This window comes from Aestuariivivens sp. NBU2969, from assembly GCF_019931125.1.
GTDB lineage: Bacteria > Bacteroidota > Bacteroidia > Flavobacteriales > Flavobacteriaceae > Aestuariivivens > Aestuariivivens marinum.
Genome location: NZ_JAIOUU010000028.1, coordinates 1 through 21318, shown reverse-complemented (window position 1 = coordinate 21318; position 21318 = coordinate 1). Strand labels below are relative to the sequence as shown.

The following is a 21318-nucleotide window of genomic DNA, read 5'->3' as shown; positions in this document are numbered from 1 at the left end:
ATAAAACGAACAAAAAAATTCTGCTCAAATGAGCCGTTGTGCTTTTGCATAAAAAATTAATTGTTTCGGTAGTAAAGCAAAAATTTTAATTTGTTTATGTTCATTTCATATAATTTAATTAAATACCATCTAAAAACCACAATAAAACGTATCTATTGTAAGTTAAGCTAAAATATCATATAAATTGCAAAAGAAAAAACAGTTGTGTTTTTATATATTTGCTTCAAAGTAAATCCATTAAATGAGCCTTATAAAATTCCTTACTAGTAAAGACTTTCTTAAACAAATTATTTTGGCCATTATTGCGGTTGTGGTAATAAGTTTTATTATGCTCCAATGGCTTAAGGCGTCTACCAACCATGGCGAATTTGAAACGGTTCCGGACCTAACGGGAAAGTCTATTAGCGTGGCAGAATTGGAACTGAAAGACAATAATTTAGTTATGCAAATTCAGGATTCAGCAAATTTCAATCCTGATTACCCCAAGTTTTCGGTCATCGACCAAGATCCAAAATCTGGAACTAAGGTAAAGGAAAATAGAAAGATTTATTTAACGCTAAACCCTTCGGGGTATCGTAAGATTTTAGTGCCCAATTTAGAAGATAAAACGTTTAGGTTGGCAAAAAGCACTTTAGAAGCATTAGAGTTTAATATTGGTAAATTAACGTACAAGGACAATATTGGAAAGGATATTGTTTTAGGTTTATCACATAAAGGTCAACCCATAAAACCAGGAGATAAACTACCAAAAACTTCAGTCATCGATTTGGTACTTGGCAATGGTAACAGACCTTGATATGGACGATTACACCCCACAGTTTCCAGACGACGATGATAATCTTTATGAGCATTATGCCTTTACGGTAGATAAAGGTCAGTCGCCCTTACGTATCGATAAATATTTGATGAATTTTGTTGAAAATGCCACCCGAACCAAAATTCAGGCAGCTGCTAAAAACGGGAGCATTGTTGTTAACGGCACTCCGGTAAAATCGAATTACAAGGTAAAACCCAATGATCATATACGGGTCTTGTTTACCCATCCACCACACGAAAACTTATTGGTGGGAGAAAATATTCCTATTGATGTGGTTTATGAAGATGATCAGCTTTTGGTAGTGAATAAACCTGCAGGAATGGTTGTGCATCCAGGTCATGGCAATTATTCGGGGACCCTGATTAATGCCTTGATTTATCGTTTTGATAATCTGCCCAACAATTCCAGTGAACGTCCAGGATTGGTACACCGAATAGATAAAGATACTAGTGGTTTACTAGTGATTGCCAAAACCGAAAAGGCCATGAATGACCTTTCCCTTCAATTTGCAGAGAAGACCAGTGAGCGTGAGTATATTGCTTTGGTTTGGGGGAATATTGAAGCCAATGAAGGTACTGTGGAGGGTAATATAGGCAGGCATCCCAAAAATCGTTTACAAAACACTGTTTTTCTTGGCGATGAAGCTGAAAAGGGCAAACCAGCAATTACCCATTATAAAGTTTTGGAACGTTTGGGTTACGTAACCTTAGTGTCCTGTAAATTGGAAACAGGGCGCACACACCAAATACGGGTACACATGAAACACATAGGACATACTTTGTTTAATGATGAACGTTACGGTGGAGAAAAGATCCTAAAAGGAACGACTTTTACAAAATATAAACAGTTTGTTGAAAATTGTTTTAAAGTGTTGCCACGACAGGCACTTCATGCTAAAACCTTAGGATTTAAACATCCTAAATCGGGTGAGTTTATGCGTTTCGATACACCAATTCCAGATGACATGCAGCAGTGTATTGAAAAGTGGCGCGCCTATGCCAAACATCAGGATTAGTAAGAGGAGACCTAAGGGTTCAAGTTCAAAATTAAAAATTTCAGAACTTTTATTTGTTGAATATTGAGACAGTGACTCAAACTGCCAACTGTTTTTTGTCTTTATACCCCAATTGGCAAAATTTATAATACCTTTTTTCGATTATAAGCAAGGAATTGTAAATTTGAATCATAAACCTATTTTAAGATTATGAAGTTAGTATTATCACCAGCAAAGTCACTGGATTTTGAAAGTCAGCTACCCATAGATGTCCACACGCAACCTCAATTTTTAATTCAGTCGGAACGATTGAATAAAGTGCTTCGGAAAAAATCGGCCAAGAGCTTATCGAAACTCATGAGCATATCCGATGCCTTGGGGCAGTTAAACTACGAGCGCAACCAATCATGGGGATTGCCTTTTACTGCAGAAAATGCTAGACCAGCTATTTATGCTTTTAGTGGTGATGTTTACCGTGGACTGGATGCCTATACCATTCCCGTAGATAAGGTTGGCATATTGCAGGAGAAGGTCCGCATATTATCGGGACTTTACGGATTGCTTAAGCCAACCGATTTAATACAACCCTACCGTTTGGAAATGGGAACCAAATTACCCGTTGGCAAAAACAAAAACCTTTATGAGTTCTGGAAAAAGGATATTGTAAAAGCTTTAAATGAAGAACTGGAAGATGGTGAATTGTTCTTAAACCTCGCCAGTAATGAATATTTTAAGGCCATTGATGCTAAAGCTTTAAAGGTGCCTGTGGTAGTGGCCAATTTTAAAGACTTTAAAAACGGGGATTACAAAACGATTATGACCTATGCCAAACTCGCCCGTGGTTTTATGGCCCGATATATTGTAGATACCAATGCCAACACATTAGATGATATTAAAGGATTTAATTATGAAGGTTATAATTTTAGTGAGCCTATGTCGTCTGAAAAAGAGTTGGTGTTTATTAGGTAAATTTAAATAGTTATTTCAGAAAAAATTAAAGGTGCCTTTGTGAAATTGTAACCAGGCTGATAGGAGACACTATCTTTAGATATACAACTAATAATCTTCTGTTAAAACCTTGATAAAAAAATATGTTCAATACATTAAGAATTTTCTCTAGATTTACATTTTTTGAAATTAAAAGATTCTAAAATTTTATGTATTGGTATTTAATCATTGCGCTTCAGGCCTTTTGTTTGTATCATTTTTATAAGCACAGAACCAATTACTATTGGGTTTTTCTTATCTTGTTTTTTCCGCCAGTTGGATGTGTAATCTATATCATCCTTAAAGTTTATAATAGGAGTGATGCAGAAAAGATTACTAATGAAATATCACATATTATTAATCCAACCAAAAAGATTATTGATCTGGAAAAACGATTACAATTTTCAGAATCCTATCAAAACAGGGTTAATTTGGCTGATGCCTATGTAGAGATAAAGGATTATAATAATGCGCTTCCCCATTATCTTGAAGCTTTAGAGGATAGTACCCAAAACGACTTTTATGTAGTAAGTAAATTAATTGAGACTTATTTTTGGATTGAAGCGTATGATAAGGTTATGGATTATGGTGAAAGAATTATGGGCCAAGCCGAATTTAAAAAATCAAGAAGCCAATTCATCTATGGCCTAGCTCTAGAAAAGTTAGACGATTTAGATGCCGCAGAAAACCATTTAAGACAAATAGATATAAGATACTCGTTTTATGAAGAACGATTGGTTTTAGCCAAATTTTTAATAAGCAGAAATAAAGTAAATGATGCTAAAGAAATATTGGAGGAGATTCAAAAAGAGTCCCAGCACATGACAAAGTTTAATAAGCGTCAGTACAAATCAACTATCTTGGAAGTTGACAAAACATTGACAGAGCTATATCCTATTTAGCCTGTGCTTTATTACCTACATTGATTTTAGTCTCAACGGATGGTTTTTTCTTAATCCTCGGACGTCTTACGCCAAAAGTACCTCGGTTAATTTTGCCACGTTTTGTTTTTTTATCGCCTTTTCCCATAAAAAGTATATTTTAGTTTCTTATAAAATAATAAAAATTACTAGAAAGTCAAGTCTTTGTTCAAACACCAACATCCATATGCACCGTTTATTCAACATGATACCCAAAAACTTATTGTGGGAACCTTGCCACCACCGCGGTTTTCAACAGGTGAACTTTTAGAAAAGGACGTTAACTTTTGTTATGGTAGTTATTATAATTCCCTGTGGCTGTATATTGATGTCATTCACAGATTGAAACTGCGCTATGATAATTCCCAAGAAGCAATAGACCAGCGAAAACAATTTTTAGTAGATCATAAAATTGGGGTTTGCGATATTGTTGAAAGCTGCAAACGAGAAAAAATGGATGCTTCCGATTTAGGTATGCAACAAGTTAAGTTGCGTAATCTGTTAGCTTATTTAAAACAGTACCCAAGTATTAATACCATTTTGTTTACAGGAGGCAATAGTAAAAATGGCCCAGAGTATTTCTTTAGAAAACACATTAAAGAACATAATATAAAGTTGAAGTTGGTTTCAAGTGGGATTCCTAGAATTCATCAATTTAACCTGTTCTGTTATTCAGACCCCGAGAATTTGGGGGAAGAATCTAAAAATGTAGTTCAAAATGTAATAAGAACCATCAAAACAGTATCCTTAACCTCTGCTTCGGGAAGTGCAAATAGAGCTATAGGCAGCATCCCACTTTACAAACAGCTTAAAACCAAAAACCATAAATTCAATACATTCGATTTTCGAGTGATGCAGTATCGGGAGTTTTTCTAATACTTCTCAGGAATAAACGTTTGGTAATCCATGGGTGGACGTACGTAAGCATGGTAATCTGGTAAATCGGGGAGTTCTATGGGTTCAATATTCATTTTTTCATAAGGTATTTTGCTTAGCACATGACTTATGCAATTAAGTCGTGCCTTTTTCTTATTGTCTGAATTCACCACATACCACGGTACTTGTTTGGTATCGGTATGGGCAAACATGGTATCTTTGGCTTTCGAATATTCTAACCAACGGGAACGCGATTCTAAATCCATGGGACTAAATTTCCAACGTTTTAAAGGACTTTTAATGCGGTTTTTAAAACGTTTTTCCTGTTCTTCGTCGCTTACCGAAAACCAGTATTTTAAAAGAACGATTCCCGAACGCACCAGCATGCGTTCGAACTCCGGACAAGAGCGTAAAAACTCCCTGTATTCTTCATCGGTACAAAAGCCCATAACCTTTTCAACGCCTGCACGGTTGTACCAACTCCTATCGAAAAGCACAATTTGACCAGCATGTGGCAAATGTTCAACATAGCGCTGAAAATACCATTGGGTCCTTTCTTTTTCTGTGGGTACACCAAGTGCAACAACTTTGCACACACGTGGATTTAATGGTTCGGTAAAACGTTTTATGGTACCGCCTTTTCCAGAGGCATCCCTGCCTTCAAAAATAATGACCACTTTTAACCCTTGGCTTTTTACCCATTCTTGAAGGTGTACTAATTCTACATGTAATTTGGCCAGTTCTTTATCGTAATCGAAAGTTGTATTGTTAGAGGTGTTGTTGTTTGATGGTTTCATGTCCACCAAGTTAATAAAAAAAGAAAAATGGTAACAGTATAATTTTGTTGCAAATAGAATTTTAGTTTGTCTTACGGTTCAGATATGCGTATTGAGGAATTGAAATCGGTAGTTTTCAATATTGCACTAACTGTAGCGAGCCGTTTTTATATTTGTTATTTTTCTATTCATAAAAATCTAAATTGCGAGCGGTTAAAAAAGTTGAAACTTTGGTTTAGCACTTCAACTCGTATTAAGCATAGGAGCGATTGTTGACTTCTGGTATTTCTTAAATCAGTATCCTAAAGCTAAAGCACAAATCTTTATATTCCATAAAATCCTCGTAAGCTACTCCGAAAGAAATTCTGTTTACAAGGAATGCATTGTTAAAGTTGATATCCTTAAAGATTTCAGCTTTGTAATTAATTCGACTGTTGAATATTGATGTTGAAAATGTTGTGCTTATTTTGGGTTCAGAAAACCATTTAGAAGCATATAAAAGGCCTCCAATTTTATCATAATTCTTGCTTAAATAGTCCAATCCAACACCTATACTAAAGTTCTTTTTTAGATTTAAGCCGTACTTCAATTGATGATTTTCAAATTCATTTTTCATGTCATTTAAATCAAGAATACTATTCTGATAATTATATGCTATGTAATCGGATAGACTTGAATTTTTGTAAAAAATATTCCATTTCGCAATTTGTAAGTTTAGATGATAAAAACCGTTATTGTCAAAATTATACTGAAATGAAGCACCTCCATTTATTATTGTTTCGCCTATATACGTGGCAGAATAAGATGAATAAAAACCTAAAGGTAATTTTGTAGCTCCGCTATATCCTAACTCAAAAGAATTTGATATATAACACATATTTACCATTCCTCCAGAATTGTAACAACCTTTCTTTGGTAATGATTTTTTAAATGATTTATAAACATCTTTTAGGTTTAATGTGTCCGACAGTTTTTTTGCTAAATCTAACACAATAATTGCTTCTGGAATTGAGTCTTGTGAAGTCGGTGTCCAGTAATTTTTTAACCAGTAGCTTTTTTTGTCGGAATGTTCTATGATATAGGTAATTCCGTCCATTCCTTGGCTCCATTGCTCTATATTTTCATCGGACGGTAATTCTAAAATTTTAGAGTTCTTTATAATTTCATATATATTTTTTGATTTTTGCGATGTCAGTAGAATTTTGCTAGTAAGTATTTCTCTTTCGCTCTTATTGGGCTTTTTGGTATGATATATATAATTTACAATTAAACCATTTATTTCAGAACTGTTTTTTGAAACTTCAATTATTTGTCCGTGATTCCAAAATCTAAAATTGAATTCATTTTGCGATTTTTCAAAATTTTTTAAGTTCAAAGTTTTTTGAAACTCAATATTTCTTTTGTACCAATAAACGGTGTCTCCTTTTATTTCTTTCGTTTGGGAAAACATAGTCTGAAACAACAATAAGAAAGGAATTATGATTATGTGTGGTTTCCTCATCTGCTTGCAAGTATCAAGAGGACAACATTATTTTGATTATTTTATAATATATTACTGTAAACATAGGTAATAAACCTGCATAAAACAAAGACTTTAAAAAAATACTGTATTTTTAGTAGGCTAAGCTTCGGCATTAAAATACACTTTATAATAGTGCATTTTTTTGTCGTTGTCGTAACCGCGTTCTAAATATTCGGTAGAGGCATCGGGAGCATCAATATCCAGTTTTATTTGTATGTGGGTATCTAGCTTAATGTTTGTTTTAATCTTTTTATTTTCTTTATTTAAAACGGCTTCGGCCACATCAAACTGATTTCTAAGCACTACATTCTGCTCGTTCTCGAACTCTTTTTTGTAATCGTCAAATTGTTTTTTGTGCTTGTCCTCTTCAAACAGTTCTTCCTTAAACCGTTCAAAATGTACCACGTCATTTTCCTTAAAAAAGTCGATGGTTTTTGCTAAAAAACTATTTTGTTCCTGGGCACCGTAGCTGGTTTTAATGATTTCTGAAGAAAAGTCCTTACACAATGTTAGGTATTGTTGGGTGTGGTTGTTGGCATCATCAGCAAATTTAATGTTCAAAAACTGGTTGATCCAGTATTGTGCATCATAATTATTATTATCTACACTTAATACAATATTGCCTTCTACATCACTTTGGTTAAAAATAAGGCAGCCTTTATCTACTTTTTTTGAGCTTATGCCTTTTTGTACTATTACATCATAACTGTTGTTTTCCAGATAGGTTTGGAAGAAGTTAACCTTATTTTCAATTTTAAAAATGCCCAAAGCATTGGTGGTCATCTCACCAAATTGTATGCCTTCAAACAGAGCGACCAATACATCCCCGGTTTTTATTTGGGCTGAGGTAGATTGTTCGTAAAGGTGGGTAACGATATGTTTGGAGACGTCTACAAAAGCACCTTCGTTATCAAAAATTTGAGACGCATAGATATTAACTTCATTGAGAGAAATATTGGCGTGGTGGTTAAAGCGGTAACTTTGTATAACACTGCCAAATGGCCTAAGTAAAAATGGTAGCATAAGGTCGTAACTTACCTCGTCGAAATCAATTACCTTTTCCGAAAAGGCATTTTTAGTGTCGTTAAATTTATTACCAACTTTATGTATAATGAATTTTGAAATTGTAGCGTTTTTTCTTGAAATCATAGTCTGTATTTTAAGAATACAATACTATTAAAATAATTGTAAAGCATACAAAAAAAGTGAGCGCCAAAACAGGTGTTTTGACGCCCTAGATTTGAGGACTTGTTTTTTAATTGGAAAAAGTTTTGGTTTATTTTGTAACGAATTGATTAATAGCTGGTTTAAATATATGAATAACTTAAGGATATGTAACAATGATGTATTAGGTTTTTTATAATACTTAATTTATTTGGTATAGGATTATGGTATTATTATCCCCTTTGGTTACAAACTCAAGGTTTCTGTCCCTGTCGATATTATCCAAGTCTATTAAAGAATTACCATAAAGTGGAAAGTTGGGCAACATTTCATTTTGACTATCGAATAAGTATATTTTTTGGGCTTGTAAATCGGTTAGGGTAACATAAATTTTATCATTGATGTAAAACAATTTAGGCGGAGAATAGTTACCATAATCCAACTCCCTAGTTTTACTATTAATGGAAAGTTTGTTATCACTTTGGGTAACCAAGGTTTTTGATGAGGTATAGATGTGGTGCTGTTCTAAAAGATTTAAATCTTGGAAAGCTGTATTGCCTTTGGTATCTATGGTTATTAGTTTGCCGTCAATGCTTGTGGTAGTGAATTTATCTTTATATAAATATATGGCTTCGTTGGAATAGTTACTATTTGTTTTTGGAGTGACTCTGTTCCTACCTGTGCGATCTAAAATGTAGACCTTGTTTTTAGTTTTAATGGTTAGGTAATCTTTGCTTCCAACCCTAAAATGTTGTGGTTGGTAAATTACATCATCATTAGTACCTTTAAATATAAATCCAGAAACTGGTTTTGCTTTTTTATCGTACATTAAAAGGTTTTTACCCTGAGTAACCAAAAATCTGTAATTTTTATTTCGGTCATAATCAAAAACCGAAAGCGGTTGCGTTATTTCATCATTAAACCTGCCAGGGAATGGGGCTACGTCTTTGCCATTTCTATCAATAACATAAAGACGGTAGGGAGTAGTAAAAGCTAATTGGAGTCTGCCGTTTTTGTAAATATCAATTTGTTCAATGGAACCTAAAACAGGGCCGTGTAATTGTTTTTTCCAAAGAATTTTTCCTTGGCTGGAAATTAAATACAAGTTGTTTTTAATATCCTGTACTACAATTTCCTTTTCTTGGGTTCTGTGGTTGGTTACAAATTGTGGACTGTTCAATAAATCGCTATCCAATTTTATACTAAATTCTTCACTAACAGATTGTTCAATGGCTCTAGCTTTGTTTTTATTTATAATGCCATTTACATGTGCGAAATTAGAATCATAAACAAACTGGAGAACAGATGTTTTATAATCATTTAGGTTAAAACTTAAGTTGTCCTCAATGTTTTTGGAAATAACATTTTTCAGGGTTTCGCCATTAGAAACAAACATCAAGGATGATGCACTGCTTAAAGCCTCTTGGTTATCTTTGTATGGCTTAAACTCACTTAGAGTTGTTTTGTTTTGGTAATTGGCAATAATATTTTGAAGTAAGTCTATATTATCAGCAAACACAAAAAAAGAATCTAAAAAACAATAAAAATTAAAATTGCTGTGGGTGATTAAAGGCTGAAAAGTTTTGGCAAACACATCGAATTGGCTAAAATTAAAGATGTCAACTTGCCTATAAGTATCTGCTTTAGTTTGTTCACCCAATAGTGCATCATTAGTGGCTATAACATCAATAGAATTCAATACAACGGCTTGACTTTTACCTTCATAAATAACGCCAATTTCAATAATGTTTTCAAATAGACTGTTATTTTGTTCGACAATAGAATTTTTTTGGTTGAATTGCGTAAGGTTATTTTTAAATCTATTATAATCATGAAATGTAAAGCTCATAAAACCATCGCTGTTAGATGGTGCAATAAGCTGTACTTGATTTTCCTGGGGGATGGTATGTTTAAAAATATTAATTAGGCTTACAGTTGAATCTATGGCTTTGGTAATACCATTAAAAGTGATTTTGTTTTGATTTATGTCTACATCTAAAGCCGTATAATTTGTAAATTTATTATAAGACAAAGAATCGTTAATGAATAACGATTTAAAAAATGGGTTGTTGGGTTTTATTATACAAGATACTGTTTTATCAGATCTCATAATACTATTCATTTTTTCCAACATATCATCAATAATTACCTGTTTTTGGGCTTCTTCAATAATTGATTTTGAAGAAGAAACCATAAATATGCTATCAATAAATGTACTATATATAATTTCGTTATTTAATGTTGATTTAATAATGGTTTTGTTGTTATATTTTAACGTTTCCTCAATATAATCTTGTAATGAATCCCTAACAAATAAACCTTTATGGTGCTTGGTCACCAATGTAAAAAACAAGCTATCCTGTTTGTTTTTGCCTATTCCTAAAATGAGTTTGCTTTTAGGTTTTAACAATTCACAAAACTTTAATTTAGAAGCAAGATTGTTATAGGATGTTGTATTTGAAAAATGATTTAAAAAATCATTGTTTGTAATGCTGCTTTTTAAACTTTCTACAGAGTTGAATCCTATAATTACCGTAGCTTGTTCTGGCAGATAATGGATGGGTTTTGAGCGATTTGTTTTGGAGTTGGAACAGCTTAAAATAAGAGTTGTGACAAGGGCAAAACAAAAAAATCTCATAAATAAATTGGTTTCTACAAAAGTACATGAATTTTTTCATTTGAAAATTGATAAAGGCCAAATGAAAAAATTATTTAAACTGTTAAAGTTGTTATTCAAGCGAAGCTGAACTTTGTAATGTTTTAATATGTAAAATATATTTTTTAAGGAAGAAACCAATCATGTTTTATGTGTTAAAATTCTAATTTTAATTGTTCGGGAAGTAGTCTAAACGATTTTCTGTGGTATTTTGTTATACCATATTTTTTTATGGCTTCACGATGCTCCTTGGTTGGGTAACCTTTATTTTGTTTCCAATTATACATAGGGTACTCTTCATGTATGGTATCCATATAAAGATCTCTGTAAGTTTTAGCTAAAACCGAAGCAGCCGCAATGCTTAAAAATTTAGAATCTCCTTTTACTATGGTTTTATGCTTTATATTAGGGTAAGGTTTAAACTTATTTCCGTCTACGATAATGAACATAGGGGGTGGTTGTAATTTTGAAATGGCATTATGCATTCCTAGAATAGAAGCATTTAAAATATTAATGGTGTCTATTTCTTCTTGAAAAATGTGACTTACTCCAAAACTTAAGGCCTGTTGTTCAATAACCGGTTTTAGTAAGAAGCGTTTAGTTTCAGAAAGTTGTTTTGAATCGTTTAAAAGTTCATTTTCAAAATTTTTTGGCAAAAGTACGGCAGCTGCTGTAACAGGTCCAGCTAAACACCCTCTTCCAGCTTCATCGGTACCACATTCTAAAACATAACCTGAATAATTTCGTAAAAGCATTGAAAATTTTAATTTTCAAATCTATGGGATTAAATATAAATTTAAAAAGAATTTTAGGGTATTAGCTGCTCAGATAACTAAAAAGTGATATTTAGAGATCTTTAAAAAGATTTTTCCTTAAATAAAGAATCATTTAATATTCCTTTATAGTTATTATGCGTGCATAAAAATAATAAATTTTACGCAATTATTTTTTAAGATAATTCAATATAATTGTAATTTATTTATATAATATTTAAAAAATATAAGATTATTTTATTGAATGCTTAATTCGGAAATTGGTTTTTATGTTTTTTTTAACTTTTTTTTTGGATATTTAAGATAATATTTAGATGTTTGCCATCGACTAACTCAAATTAAATATTCGAATTATTGTCTTTTGTAAGATGATAAACAAGAGAAAGCCGGTAAAATTTTTACCGGCTTTCTTTGTTGAAATAATTCATGCCATTTATCGTTCAAATAATTACTTTTGTTGCGAAGAAATAAGGATTTATCTATAAAATAATACTATGTTAAAAAAAAGTGATTGGTTGAATATTGGTATTAATTCTCAATAGTAACATAAATTAAAGAATGAGGAGAATAATTTTAATAGGCGTTTTATTAAGTTTATTTAATGTTATTGAGGCGCAAGAGAGACGATTCAGACCAGAGGAAGAATTCGATAGTTTTGACAGGCGTCATGATACACTTAGCAGAGCTCAAAGAAAAAGTACAGGTATTAAGAACATTAAAAATTCCAATGCTAAAATTGAAGATTATCTTATTATATCACATTTGAGTGACACTATACATGTTGACACAACACTTACCATTAAAAAGGAATATAAATTCAATTACCTAAGAAAAGATAATTTTGGTTTAATGCCTTTTGCAAACTTAGGGCAAACTTATAATCGCCTTACTCAAGATTTCCAAAGTACAGATTTAATGCCAAAGTTTGGTGCTCGGGCCAGGCATTATAATTATATGGAAATAGAGGATATTAACTATTATAGAGTGCCAACCCCATTAACCGAGTTGTTTTTTAAAACAGCTTTTGAACAGGGGCAGTTGGCCGATTCGTTTTTTACCGTTAACACATCACCTCAATTCAATTTTTCAATAGCTTATAAAGGACTAAGGTCTTTGGGGAATTATCAGCATCAGTTAACCAGTACAGGTAATTTTAGGTTCACTACAAATTATTCAACCAAAAACAATCGGTATCATTTTCGAGGTCATATAGTAACACAAGACCTGCTCAATCAGGAAAATGGGGGGTTAGACCAAGCAAGTGTGGAAAATTTTGAAAGTGGAGTTGAGGAGTTTTTGGATCGATCCCTTTTAGAAGTGAATTTTGAAAGAGCTCAAGCTGAAAGTGTTTTAAAAGGTAAACGATTTCACTTAGATCATAGCTATCACATTATTCGAAAAAAAGATTCATTGTCTAAGAACAAGCTTGCAATAGGCCATATCATGTCCTTTAAGGATAAATTCTATGAATATAATCAAGCTACAGGCAATAGTGTCTTTGGTATTTCTGCGTCGGGTGCAATAAAAGATAAAGTGACCCTAGAAAACTTTTACAACCAGCTAAGCCTTAATTATAGTAATGATGTTTTGGGGGATTTGCAGTTCAATGTAAGTCATAACAATTATAACTATGGCTATAATTCGCTATTCAGGGATGAGGAAAATAATATCACAATTACAAATAGGTTAAAGGGCGATATATTAAGTGCTGGCGGAAAATATCGTAAACAGTTTAAGAAATTTGAACTACAAGGTGAAATGGGGTTAAATGTTTCAGGAGATTTTGAAGGTAATTTTTTAAGAGCGCATGCAACGTTTAAATTAAAAGAGGATGTTTTTGCAAAAGCGTCTATTAATCATAATGCAAAAGCACCTAATTATAATATGTTATTATATCAAAGTAGATATATAAACTATAATTGGCAAAATAGTTTTAATAATATAGAGACCCAACAATTGGCGTTTCAATTAAAGTTTAAAGATTATGCCGATGTTACGGTCGATTATTCCACTATAAACGACTATGTGTATTTTGCTGAAGACATACAAACCAGTTTCGTTAAACCTTTTCAATCCTCAGAGTCTATTGCATATTTGAGGGTTAAACTGGCCAATGAACTTAAGTATGGTAAGTTTGCTTTAAACAATACAGTGTTATATCAAAATGTTCAAAATGATAATAATATATATAATGTCCCTCAATTTATAACTCGTAATACCTTATATTTTTCAAGCCACTTATTCAAAAAGGCCATGTTCTTACAAACTGGTGTCACTTTAAATTATTTTACCAAATATTATATGGATGCCTACAATCCCCTATTAGCTGAGTTTTATGTGCAGAATGAAAAAGAATATGGAGGGTTTCCAAGGCTTGACTTTTTTGTAAATGCTAAGATTCGACAAACCAGAATATTTTTAAAGGCTGAACATTTTAACCCGACAATAACAGGATACAATTATTATTCGGCTCCAAACTATCCTTATCGAGATTTTGTAGTTCGCTTTGGTGTCGTTTGGAATTTCTTTTTATAAACTATTATTAATATTTTGTTGGTTTGATATAGAAGCTTGCCATTTATAAAAGGATGTTTTTGGAATTTTATGATTTAAAATTTCGTGTAAAATTTTGGATAGTGTCTATACTATGACTCCTTGGTTGGATTCTTCATTTGCTCGCGAATTGTTATCATCGCTTTTCGGATATGGGTTTCAACTGTACTTACTGTAATATTTCGCATAATAGCAATTTCCTTGTATTTATAATTGTTAAGTTTGCTAAGTTTAAAAATATCCTTACGTTTTGGCGGAAGTAATTCAATTGCGTTTTCGATTGCAATTAACCGTGATTCTTTATCTTCATTTTCAAGTCCTTCAAGTTCAATAATAGCTTCAATATACAATTGGTCTAATAATAGCTCACTGCGTTTTGTTTTTCTATGATGATTGATAAATTTATTATATGCGCATCTATATAAATAATTGTTCAAGGACTTATTTATGATTATTTTTTCTCTTTTTATCCACAGGTCCAACAACGTTTCTTGTACAAGATCTTCAGCCTCTTTATAGTTAGGCGATAATGAATAAATATATTTACATAATAAATTGTAATACGCTAGATAAACTTTTTTGTAAGCACTTTTATCCCCTTTTTTTATTGCTGATATTATTTCTTTACCATTGATGTCGAATATCATGTATTATGGACTAAAGGGTTTTTAGCAAATTAACGAAAAAAATTAAAAATTGAGTCATGGTTTTTTTCGTTTTATTTGTCTATACATTATAAAACAGTAATAAATGTCCGTATCCAAATTAGTATTCTTAATCGAAAAACATCTTAAAGGAAGTATTTCTGAGAAAGAGTTAATCACTCTAAAAAAGCTTCCAAAAAACCATGAAAATGCTAAGATTTATAAAAATTTGGTTCAAGATCACTATCAGTTAAAAACAAAAGAAATAAATTTTGATGCCGAACAATCATTTATGAAAACCAATAAGCATATAGTTGCAAATAGTTTTAAAAAACCTATCCTGTTTAAACCAATCTTTAAATACGCAATGGCGGGAATAGTTTTACTGAGCTTGTTCTTAGCAATATTCTTGCAAAACCAAAGTAAGACTAAAGAATTTATTGCGCCAATTATTGTAAATAATAATATAAAATCGGGAACAGATAAAGCAATATTAACATTGGGAAATGGATCGAATGTTACCTTAGAAAAAGGGCAGGCTTATGAGTCCAATAATATGATTAGTAATGGTGAGGAAGTTGTGTATAATTGGATTAACGAAAAAAATATAGAGCATAATTATCTCACTATTCCAAGAGGAGGGCAATTCCAGATTACGCTATCTGATGGTACCAAAGTATGGTTGAATTCTGAAACTCAATTAAAATATCCTGTAAGTTTTAGTAAAGGAAATGACAGAGTTGTTGAGTTAGTATATGGTGAAGCTTATTTTGATGTGTCACCAAGTACAAGTGACGGTTTTAGTACTTTTAAAGTATTAAATGAAGGTCAGGAAATTAATGTTTTGGGTACGGAGTTTAATATAAAAGCATATGGAGATGAAAGGATTATATATTGTACTCTTGTTGAAGGTAAAGTGATGATTAGTTCTAAATTTAGTGAAGAAATACTTAAACCTGGTGAGCAATCAGAGTTGAATCTTTCTAATAATACTTTAACTATTAAGCCAGTAGAGGTGTATTATCATACATCGTGGAAAGATGGAGTTTTTAGTTTTGAAAATATGAAATTAAAGGATATTATGAAATCACTCTCTCGATGGTATGATATGGATGTTGTTTTTGATGATTATGAACTTGAGTCATTAAAATTTAATGGAGGATTAAAGAAAGAAGAAAATGTTGAGAATATTTTAAAACTTCTTTCAAGTAGTTTTGAATCAATTAATTATGATATAAATGATAAAACGATAACATTTAAAAAAGCAAAAAATAACTAAATTGATGTTTAACCTAAAATATACAAATATGAAATAAAGCTATACAACAACTAAAAACAAAAAAAGGAAAAGGAAGCTTTAAATTTGGACAAGTAAGCTTCCAGTTCCTAAAAGAGCTATTAATTAATCAATGCTTACTTAACTAATCAATAACATACAAATTTATGAAAAACATACAAACAGCAGCATTTTTTCGCAATAAGAAATGGCTAATTAAACTCATTATGAGAATATATTTATTTTTCTTATGTACTACTTTATTCAGTCTATCACCAGACCATCTCATTTCTCAAAATACAAAAGTGAGAATTGATACCGATCAGGTGGTTACAATGGATCAGGTTTTTAAAATTATCAATAAACAAACAGATTATTCATTTATTTATAATTCTGATTTGTTTGAGGGTCTACCAAAAGTAAAACTTAAAAAGGGTAGTATTCGAGTTAGTGAATTACTAAATGGTGTAATTGCAGCAGATAAGTTCAATGTCATATTATCACACAATAATTCTATCATTATAAAGACAAAGGACAAACAACAACGTGAGATTACAGGTCTCGTTTCCAGTGAATCGGGATTTCCTTTAGAAGGAGTGACAATAATAGTTAAAGGAACAACAATTGGAGTAGTTACAAATGTCGACGGAGTATATAAAATAAAAGTTTCAGACCCAGATAATGTTTTGGTTTTTTCTTATTTAGGTTTTAAAACTCAAGAAATTACAGTTGGAAACCAAGATATAATAGATGTGAAATTACAAGAAGATACAAGCGAACTAGAAGAAGTTATCCTTGTTGGCTATGGAACAGCTAAAAAGAAAGATTTAACGGGATCAGTGTCTTCAATCAAATCTACAGACATTAAACAAATTAAATCACAGACAATAGACCAAACCTTTATAGGTAAAATGCCTGGAGTATATGTTGCTGCAGATGCTGGACCTCCAGGTAGTGGAGCATTGGTAAATATTCGTGGCCTAAGCCAATTAATAGGAGACAATCAACCCTTATATGTCGTTGATGGGATCCCAATTGTTGTTAGACCGAGATTTGAAGACAGGTTTAGTATAGGGGTATCTGGAGATAGGGAAAATCCTTTATTGTCTATAAACCCTGAGGATATAGAAAGGGTAGATGTTTTAAAAGATGCTTCAGCTGCAGCAATATATGGTTCAAGAGCTGCAAATGGAGTGATTTTAATAACAACAAAACGAGGAAAAAGAAACCAATCAACAAATTTTAACTTTTCCTATAACTCAACTATTCAAAACCCTTTAAATACATACGATTTGCTAAATGCGTCTCAGTTTCGGGAACATATAATAAGTCAAGGTAGTGAAGGAAGTCTTAATCCATCCTTCGGAAATGCTGATACAGATTGGCAAGATGAGATTACAAATAATAACGCTTTATGGAATCAATATAATTTTAATGTTTCAGGCGGAACTTCTAAATCAAATTACTTTGTTTCTGCTAACGTTACCGAACAAGAGGGAGTAATGTTAGGTAATAAATTTAGTAGATATAGTATTTCTAGTAGTTTAGACACCGATTTAAATGATAGATTAAAAACGGGATTTAACTTTAGTTACAATTATAGTATAAACAAAACATCTCGCTTAAATAGTTTGGCTGCAGGTGGATTTTGGAGGCCAGACCTGCCTGTATTTAATGATGATGGCTCATATTCTACGATTACAAATTTTTTAGGGGATATAAGAAATCCTGTTGGAGATATGGCTAAGGCAAAAAACAAAGCTGTAGCCCAAAATTTTGTTGGATCTGTTTTTGGAGAATTCAAAATCATTGATGAACTAAGTTTTAGATCTCAGTTAGGAATTAATATTACCAACGACAAAAGTACAGCTTTTACCCCATCGTTTTCCACTTTTGCATTATTCGATCAACGATTTAATGGTAGGGCTGGAGCGCAGTTAAATGTTCAACATAACAACGGAATAAGCGCTTCATGGTCTAATACTTTAAATTTTAATAAGACCTTTAATGATATACATACACTAAACGCAGTTTTAGGTATTGCACACGACTACTCTAAATTAGAATTAGACTCTCAAGCTTACTCTGGTTTTCCTGATGATGAAATTTTAACGGATATCCAGTCAGCGCAACAATTAGATTTTAAATCAAGCGACGCCTCTCAAACAGCTCTAAACTCTTTATTCGCAAGAATAAATTATAATTATGATGACAGGTACTTGTTGACTTTTACTGCAAGATCTGATAAATCCATAAAGTTTGGTCCAGATAACCGTAGTGGATTTTTCCCGTCTGGTGCTATAGCTTGGAATTTACACAATGAAAAATTCTTAAAAGACAACGATCTAATAAGCCAAATCAAACTTCGTGCTAGTATAGGTCGCACAGGGTCAGATAATTTACCGGCATTTACATTTCTTGCAAATTATGCTGCACAAAATAGTGGTGGTTCAATTTATGATGGTGTAAATGGTATTGTTGTAACAGGTATTCCAAACGATGAAATTCGATGGGAGGAGACAGACCAATTAGATATAGGTTTGAATTTTGGTTTATTTAATGATCGTTTAAGCGGTGAGATTACTTATTTTGAAAAAAAGACTAGTGATATTATTTTATTAACCCCGCTGCCTGCACAAACTGGGTTTAGCAGATGGAATTCAAATATAGCTGATGTTTCTAATAAAGGATGGGAACTATTAATAGGTGGTGATATTATTAGAAGTAAAAATTTTCAATGGAATTCTTCATTTAATATTTCATTTATTGATAATAATGTTGATGCTTTAAATGGAGGGCAAACAACTTCTTTTGGTAGCTTTGGTATTAAAGAAGGTCAACCTATAGGCTTTATTGAAGGTTATGATATTATTTCTATTGCTCAAACCCAAGATGAGATCGATGCTTTAAATACAGCTGCTCCTGATGGTAATTACTATAGTGGCTTAACTCAGCCGGGCGATTATATATATAGGGATACAAATGGAGATGGCGAAATTACTTCTGAAGATATAATACCTTTAGGAGACATTAACCCAGACTTTTTTGGTGGATGGAATAATACATTAAGTTACAAAAATTTTGACTTTACTTTTAACTTTAACTATGTAAAAGGTAATGACAAAATATGGTTTCGAGGTGATGCTGAGCTTTCATTCGTTAATTTGTTTAGAAACGTAACAACTAATGTATTTAATACTTGGTCACCAGATAACACCGATGCTGAATATGCGCGTTTTGGCTCAAGAACCCATGAGCGAAATAGTAAAATTATTGAAGATGCTTCTTATATAAAGTTAAGGTCTGCATCAATAGCTTATAATTTTCCTAAACAGTGGTTGAATAAAACTGGTCTTGATAATGTTAAATTATCAATATCTGGAAATAATTTATTTGTAATTACCAATTACCCTGGTATAGATCCAGAAAGTAACGATGGGCTAACAACAGGAAGTACAGTTTACTTGCAAAATGATAATGGGTTCTCATATCCACAAATGAGGACTTTTACTATAGGAATAGATATAGGTTTATAAAATTTAAAATGAAAAAAATGAAAAAAATGAAGTTTATATATATAAAAGCTATTTGCTTATCGCTATTATGTTTATCATCTTGTCAATTAGCTGAAGATTTAGATGACATAAAACCACTATATACATTAGATGCAGAAACAGCTATTGTTGATGAATCAACAGCTGAATTAGCTTTAGCAGGAGTTTATGCAGGATTTCGACAAAGTAATAATGGAAGTGGTAATCCAGAAATTTATTTAATACCTGGATTAATGAGCGGCATGCTTGTAAATCATTTCGTTTTCAACAACGGCCCGGAAGGACGATCTTATGTTGCAAATAATCCATTATCTGATGCCACAAATGCAAATATAGGTGCTTATACACGTATGTATGATTTGATCAATAGAACAAATTGGTTTATTGAAAAGACAAGTGAACTTTCTGAAAGTGAATTTTCTTCGCCAGATAGAAAAACAACTATGATAGCTGAGGCTAAAGCTATAAGAGCCACAGCTAACTTTCTTTTATTACGCCTTTGGGGACAGTTTTATGATTCATCATCAAAATATGGCATAGTGCTTAGAAAAGAGCCCGCGAGATCGGCAGAGGCTCTACCAAGAAGTTCAGTGCAAGAGACATATGATGCTATTATTGAAGACTTAGATGCTGCGATTGCTTCTGCTCCAGATTTAAGAGCTAAATATTTTATTAATAAAACTTACGCAAAAGGGTTAAAAGCTAAAGTAATGTTATACAAAGGAGAATATGCAACTGCAGCAAGTATGGCAAAAGATGTTATAGATAATTCTGGACCAAATTTTGAACTTGAGGCCAATTACGGAGACATTTTTTTAGATCATGAAACTCCTGATCTGTTTAGTAGCTCTGAAGTTTTGTTTGCTCCTAAAGGTGAGCCTGGAGCAATTTTAGGTATTGGTAATTTTACTGGATTTTGGGCATCTATAAACCCTACTTTTTCAGCTGAGGCTTCAAAATCTACAACAATAGATGGACAAACTATTGTTCATGATGGCACAAGATTATCTTCAACCATATATAATTCAGGTTTTTTTGGTTATGATACATATAAATATAATACTCGATCTCCTGGTCAACTATACGAAATGGTATATCTGCTAAGAATGGCCGAAATTTATTTGATTTATGCAGAAGCAGACGCACGTGCTAGTAATAGTGTGACTTCTGAGGCACTGAATGCTTTAAATACTATCAGAGTAAGGGCTGGTGCGACTTCCACCGGTAATGATGGGTTTGAAACTTATCCAGCGTCCATTTCTTTATCACAATTTTTGGAAGCTGTCCGTATCGAAAAACAAATTGAATTAGCTGTGGAAACTGGGGAAGAATGGTTTGACCTAGTGAGGTATCATTTCATAGATGGTTTCGATGTAACAACTGTCAAGTCTACAGCTACAATACCTGATAAATTTATTTTACCCATTGATGCCGTATCGATTCAATCAGGGGGAGGTGTGGTTGAACAAAACCCTTCTTATTAAAACTCGGTTTATTTATAATGCAAATAATTATTTTCAAGTATGTTTTGACTGCAAAAGTTGAGCTTAAAAGCAATGATTTTTAACTCAAGCGGTTAAGAAACATCAACAATAATATGATATAATTTGATTTATATACTTAATTATAAAATAAATTGATTGTTTAAGGATTGTCCCGCAAGTATTTTTCCAGCGATATTTGTGGGGCTTTTTCGTTTTGACTGCTTACCTCGAAAAAAGTTTTGTTCATAAATATCGGGATATAAGGCAGTTAAGATTGGGGCAAAAAAATATTAAAAAAAAAGTACAAAAAGTTCTTGTGGAA

16 protein-coding genes are annotated in these 21318 nt (G+C 32.2%); 9 read left to right on the top strand and 7 right to left on the bottom strand.

Going from position 1 to position 21318, the window contains the following annotated elements:
• Positions 1-241: 241 nt before the first annotated feature.
• The 4 genes from K7G79_RS13750 to K7G79_RS13735 all read left to right on the top strand — a co-directional run bounded on the left by K7G79_RS13750 (position 242) and on the right by K7G79_RS13735 (position 3700).
• Positions 242-796, top strand: a complete 555-nt coding sequence (locus K7G79_RS13750; RefSeq protein ID WP_223552176.1) for a PASTA domain-containing protein — start codon at positions 242-244, stop codon at positions 794-796.
• A 1-nt stretch (position 797) separates the two neighbouring features.
• Positions 798-1832, top strand: a complete 1035-nt coding sequence (locus tag K7G79_RS13745; RefSeq protein ID WP_223552175.1) for an RluA family pseudouridine synthase — start codon at positions 798-800, stop codon at positions 1830-1832.
• A gap of 189 nt (positions 1833-2021) precedes the next feature.
• Positions 2022-2780, top strand: coding sequence for a peroxide stress protein YaaA (yaaA, locus tag K7G79_RS13740; protein WP_223552174.1), 759 nt, complete (start codon positions 2022-2024; stop codon positions 2778-2780).
• Positions 2781-2968: 188 nt separating this feature from the next.
• The gene (locus tag K7G79_RS13735; RefSeq protein WP_223552173.1) at positions 2969-3700 is read left to right on the top strand and encodes a hypothetical protein; all 732 of its coding nucleotides are present in this window, start codon (positions 2969-2971) and stop codon (positions 3698-3700) included.
• Here K7G79_RS13735 and K7G79_RS13730 read toward each other — a convergent pair.
• A complete protein-coding gene (locus K7G79_RS13730) occupies positions 3693-3827 on the bottom strand; it encodes a 30S ribosomal protein THX (protein ID WP_223552172.1) in 135 nt (44 codons plus the stop codon). The genes K7G79_RS13735 and K7G79_RS13730 overlap by 8 nt on opposite strands.
• Positions 3828-3883: 56 nt before the next feature.
• On the opposite strand from K7G79_RS13730, the gene K7G79_RS13725 reads away from it, so the two are divergent.
• Complete coding sequence (locus K7G79_RS13725; protein ID WP_223552171.1) at positions 3884-4594, top strand: uracil-DNA glycosylase family protein; 711 nt, start codon at positions 3884-3886, stop codon at positions 4592-4594.
• Here K7G79_RS13725 and ppk2 read toward each other — a convergent pair.
• The 5 genes from ppk2 to K7G79_RS13700 all read right to left on the bottom strand — a co-directional run bounded on the left by ppk2 (position 4591) and on the right by K7G79_RS13700 (position 11467).
• The gene (gene ppk2, locus K7G79_RS13720; protein WP_223552170.1) at positions 4591-5391 is read right to left on the bottom strand and encodes a polyphosphate kinase 2; all 801 of its coding nucleotides are present in this window, start codon (positions 5389-5391) and stop codon (positions 4591-4593) included. The two genes, K7G79_RS13725 and ppk2, sit on opposite strands and share 4 nt — an antisense overlap.
• Positions 5392-5659: 268 nt before the next feature.
• Positions 5660-6871 carry a hypothetical protein gene (locus tag K7G79_RS13715; RefSeq protein WP_223552169.1) on the bottom strand — a complete coding sequence of 404 codons (1212 nt, stop codon included), beginning with the start codon at positions 6869-6871 and terminating at the stop codon, positions 5660-5662.
• A 120-nt stretch (positions 6872-6991) separates the two neighbouring features.
• The gene (locus K7G79_RS13710) at positions 6992-8041 is read right to left on the bottom strand and encodes a nucleoid-associated protein (RefSeq protein WP_223552168.1); all 1050 of its coding nucleotides are present in this window, start codon (positions 8039-8041) and stop codon (positions 6992-6994) included.
• 217 nt (positions 8042-8258) lie between these two features.
• On the bottom strand, positions 8259-10694 hold the full coding sequence (locus K7G79_RS13705; protein WP_223552167.1) for a ribonuclease HII: 2436 nt from the start codon (positions 10692-10694) through the stop codon (positions 8259-8261).
• Positions 10695-10867: 173 nt separating this feature from the next.
• On the bottom strand, positions 10868-11467 hold the full coding sequence (locus K7G79_RS13700) for a ribonuclease HII (protein WP_223552166.1): 600 nt from the start codon (positions 11465-11467) through the stop codon (positions 10868-10870).
• Positions 11468-12043: 576 nt separating this feature from the next.
• Between K7G79_RS13700 and K7G79_RS13695 the strand changes: the two genes are divergently transcribed.
• On the top strand, positions 12044-14020 hold the full coding sequence (locus K7G79_RS13695) for a putative porin (RefSeq protein ID WP_223552165.1): 1977 nt from the start codon (positions 12044-12046) through the stop codon (positions 14018-14020).
• A gap of 110 nt (positions 14021-14130) precedes the next feature.
• Here K7G79_RS13695 and K7G79_RS13690 read toward each other — a convergent pair whose 3' ends face one another.
• Positions 14131-14685: an RNA polymerase sigma factor gene (locus K7G79_RS13690; protein ID WP_223552164.1), complete on the bottom strand. Its 555-nt coding sequence runs from the start codon at positions 14683-14685 to the stop codon at positions 14131-14133.
• A 103-nt stretch (positions 14686-14788) separates the two neighbouring features.
• Between K7G79_RS13690 and K7G79_RS13685 the strand changes: the two genes are divergently transcribed.
• The 3 genes from K7G79_RS13685 (at position 14789) to K7G79_RS13675 (ending at position 20996) form a co-directional block, all read left to right on the top strand.
• A complete protein-coding gene (locus K7G79_RS13685; RefSeq protein ID WP_223552163.1) occupies positions 14789-15961 on the top strand; it encodes a FecR family protein in 1173 nt (390 codons plus the stop codon).
• Positions 15962-16125: 164 nt separating this feature from the next.
• Positions 16126-19494: a TonB-dependent receptor gene (locus K7G79_RS13680; RefSeq protein WP_223552162.1), complete on the top strand. Its 3369-nt coding sequence runs from the start codon at positions 16126-16128 to the stop codon at positions 19492-19494.
• 26 nt (positions 19495-19520) lie between these two features.
• Complete coding sequence (locus K7G79_RS13675; RefSeq protein WP_223552161.1) at positions 19521-20996, top strand: RagB/SusD family nutrient uptake outer membrane protein; 1476 nt, start codon at positions 19521-19523, stop codon at positions 20994-20996.
• Positions 20997-21318 lie beyond the last annotated feature (322 nt).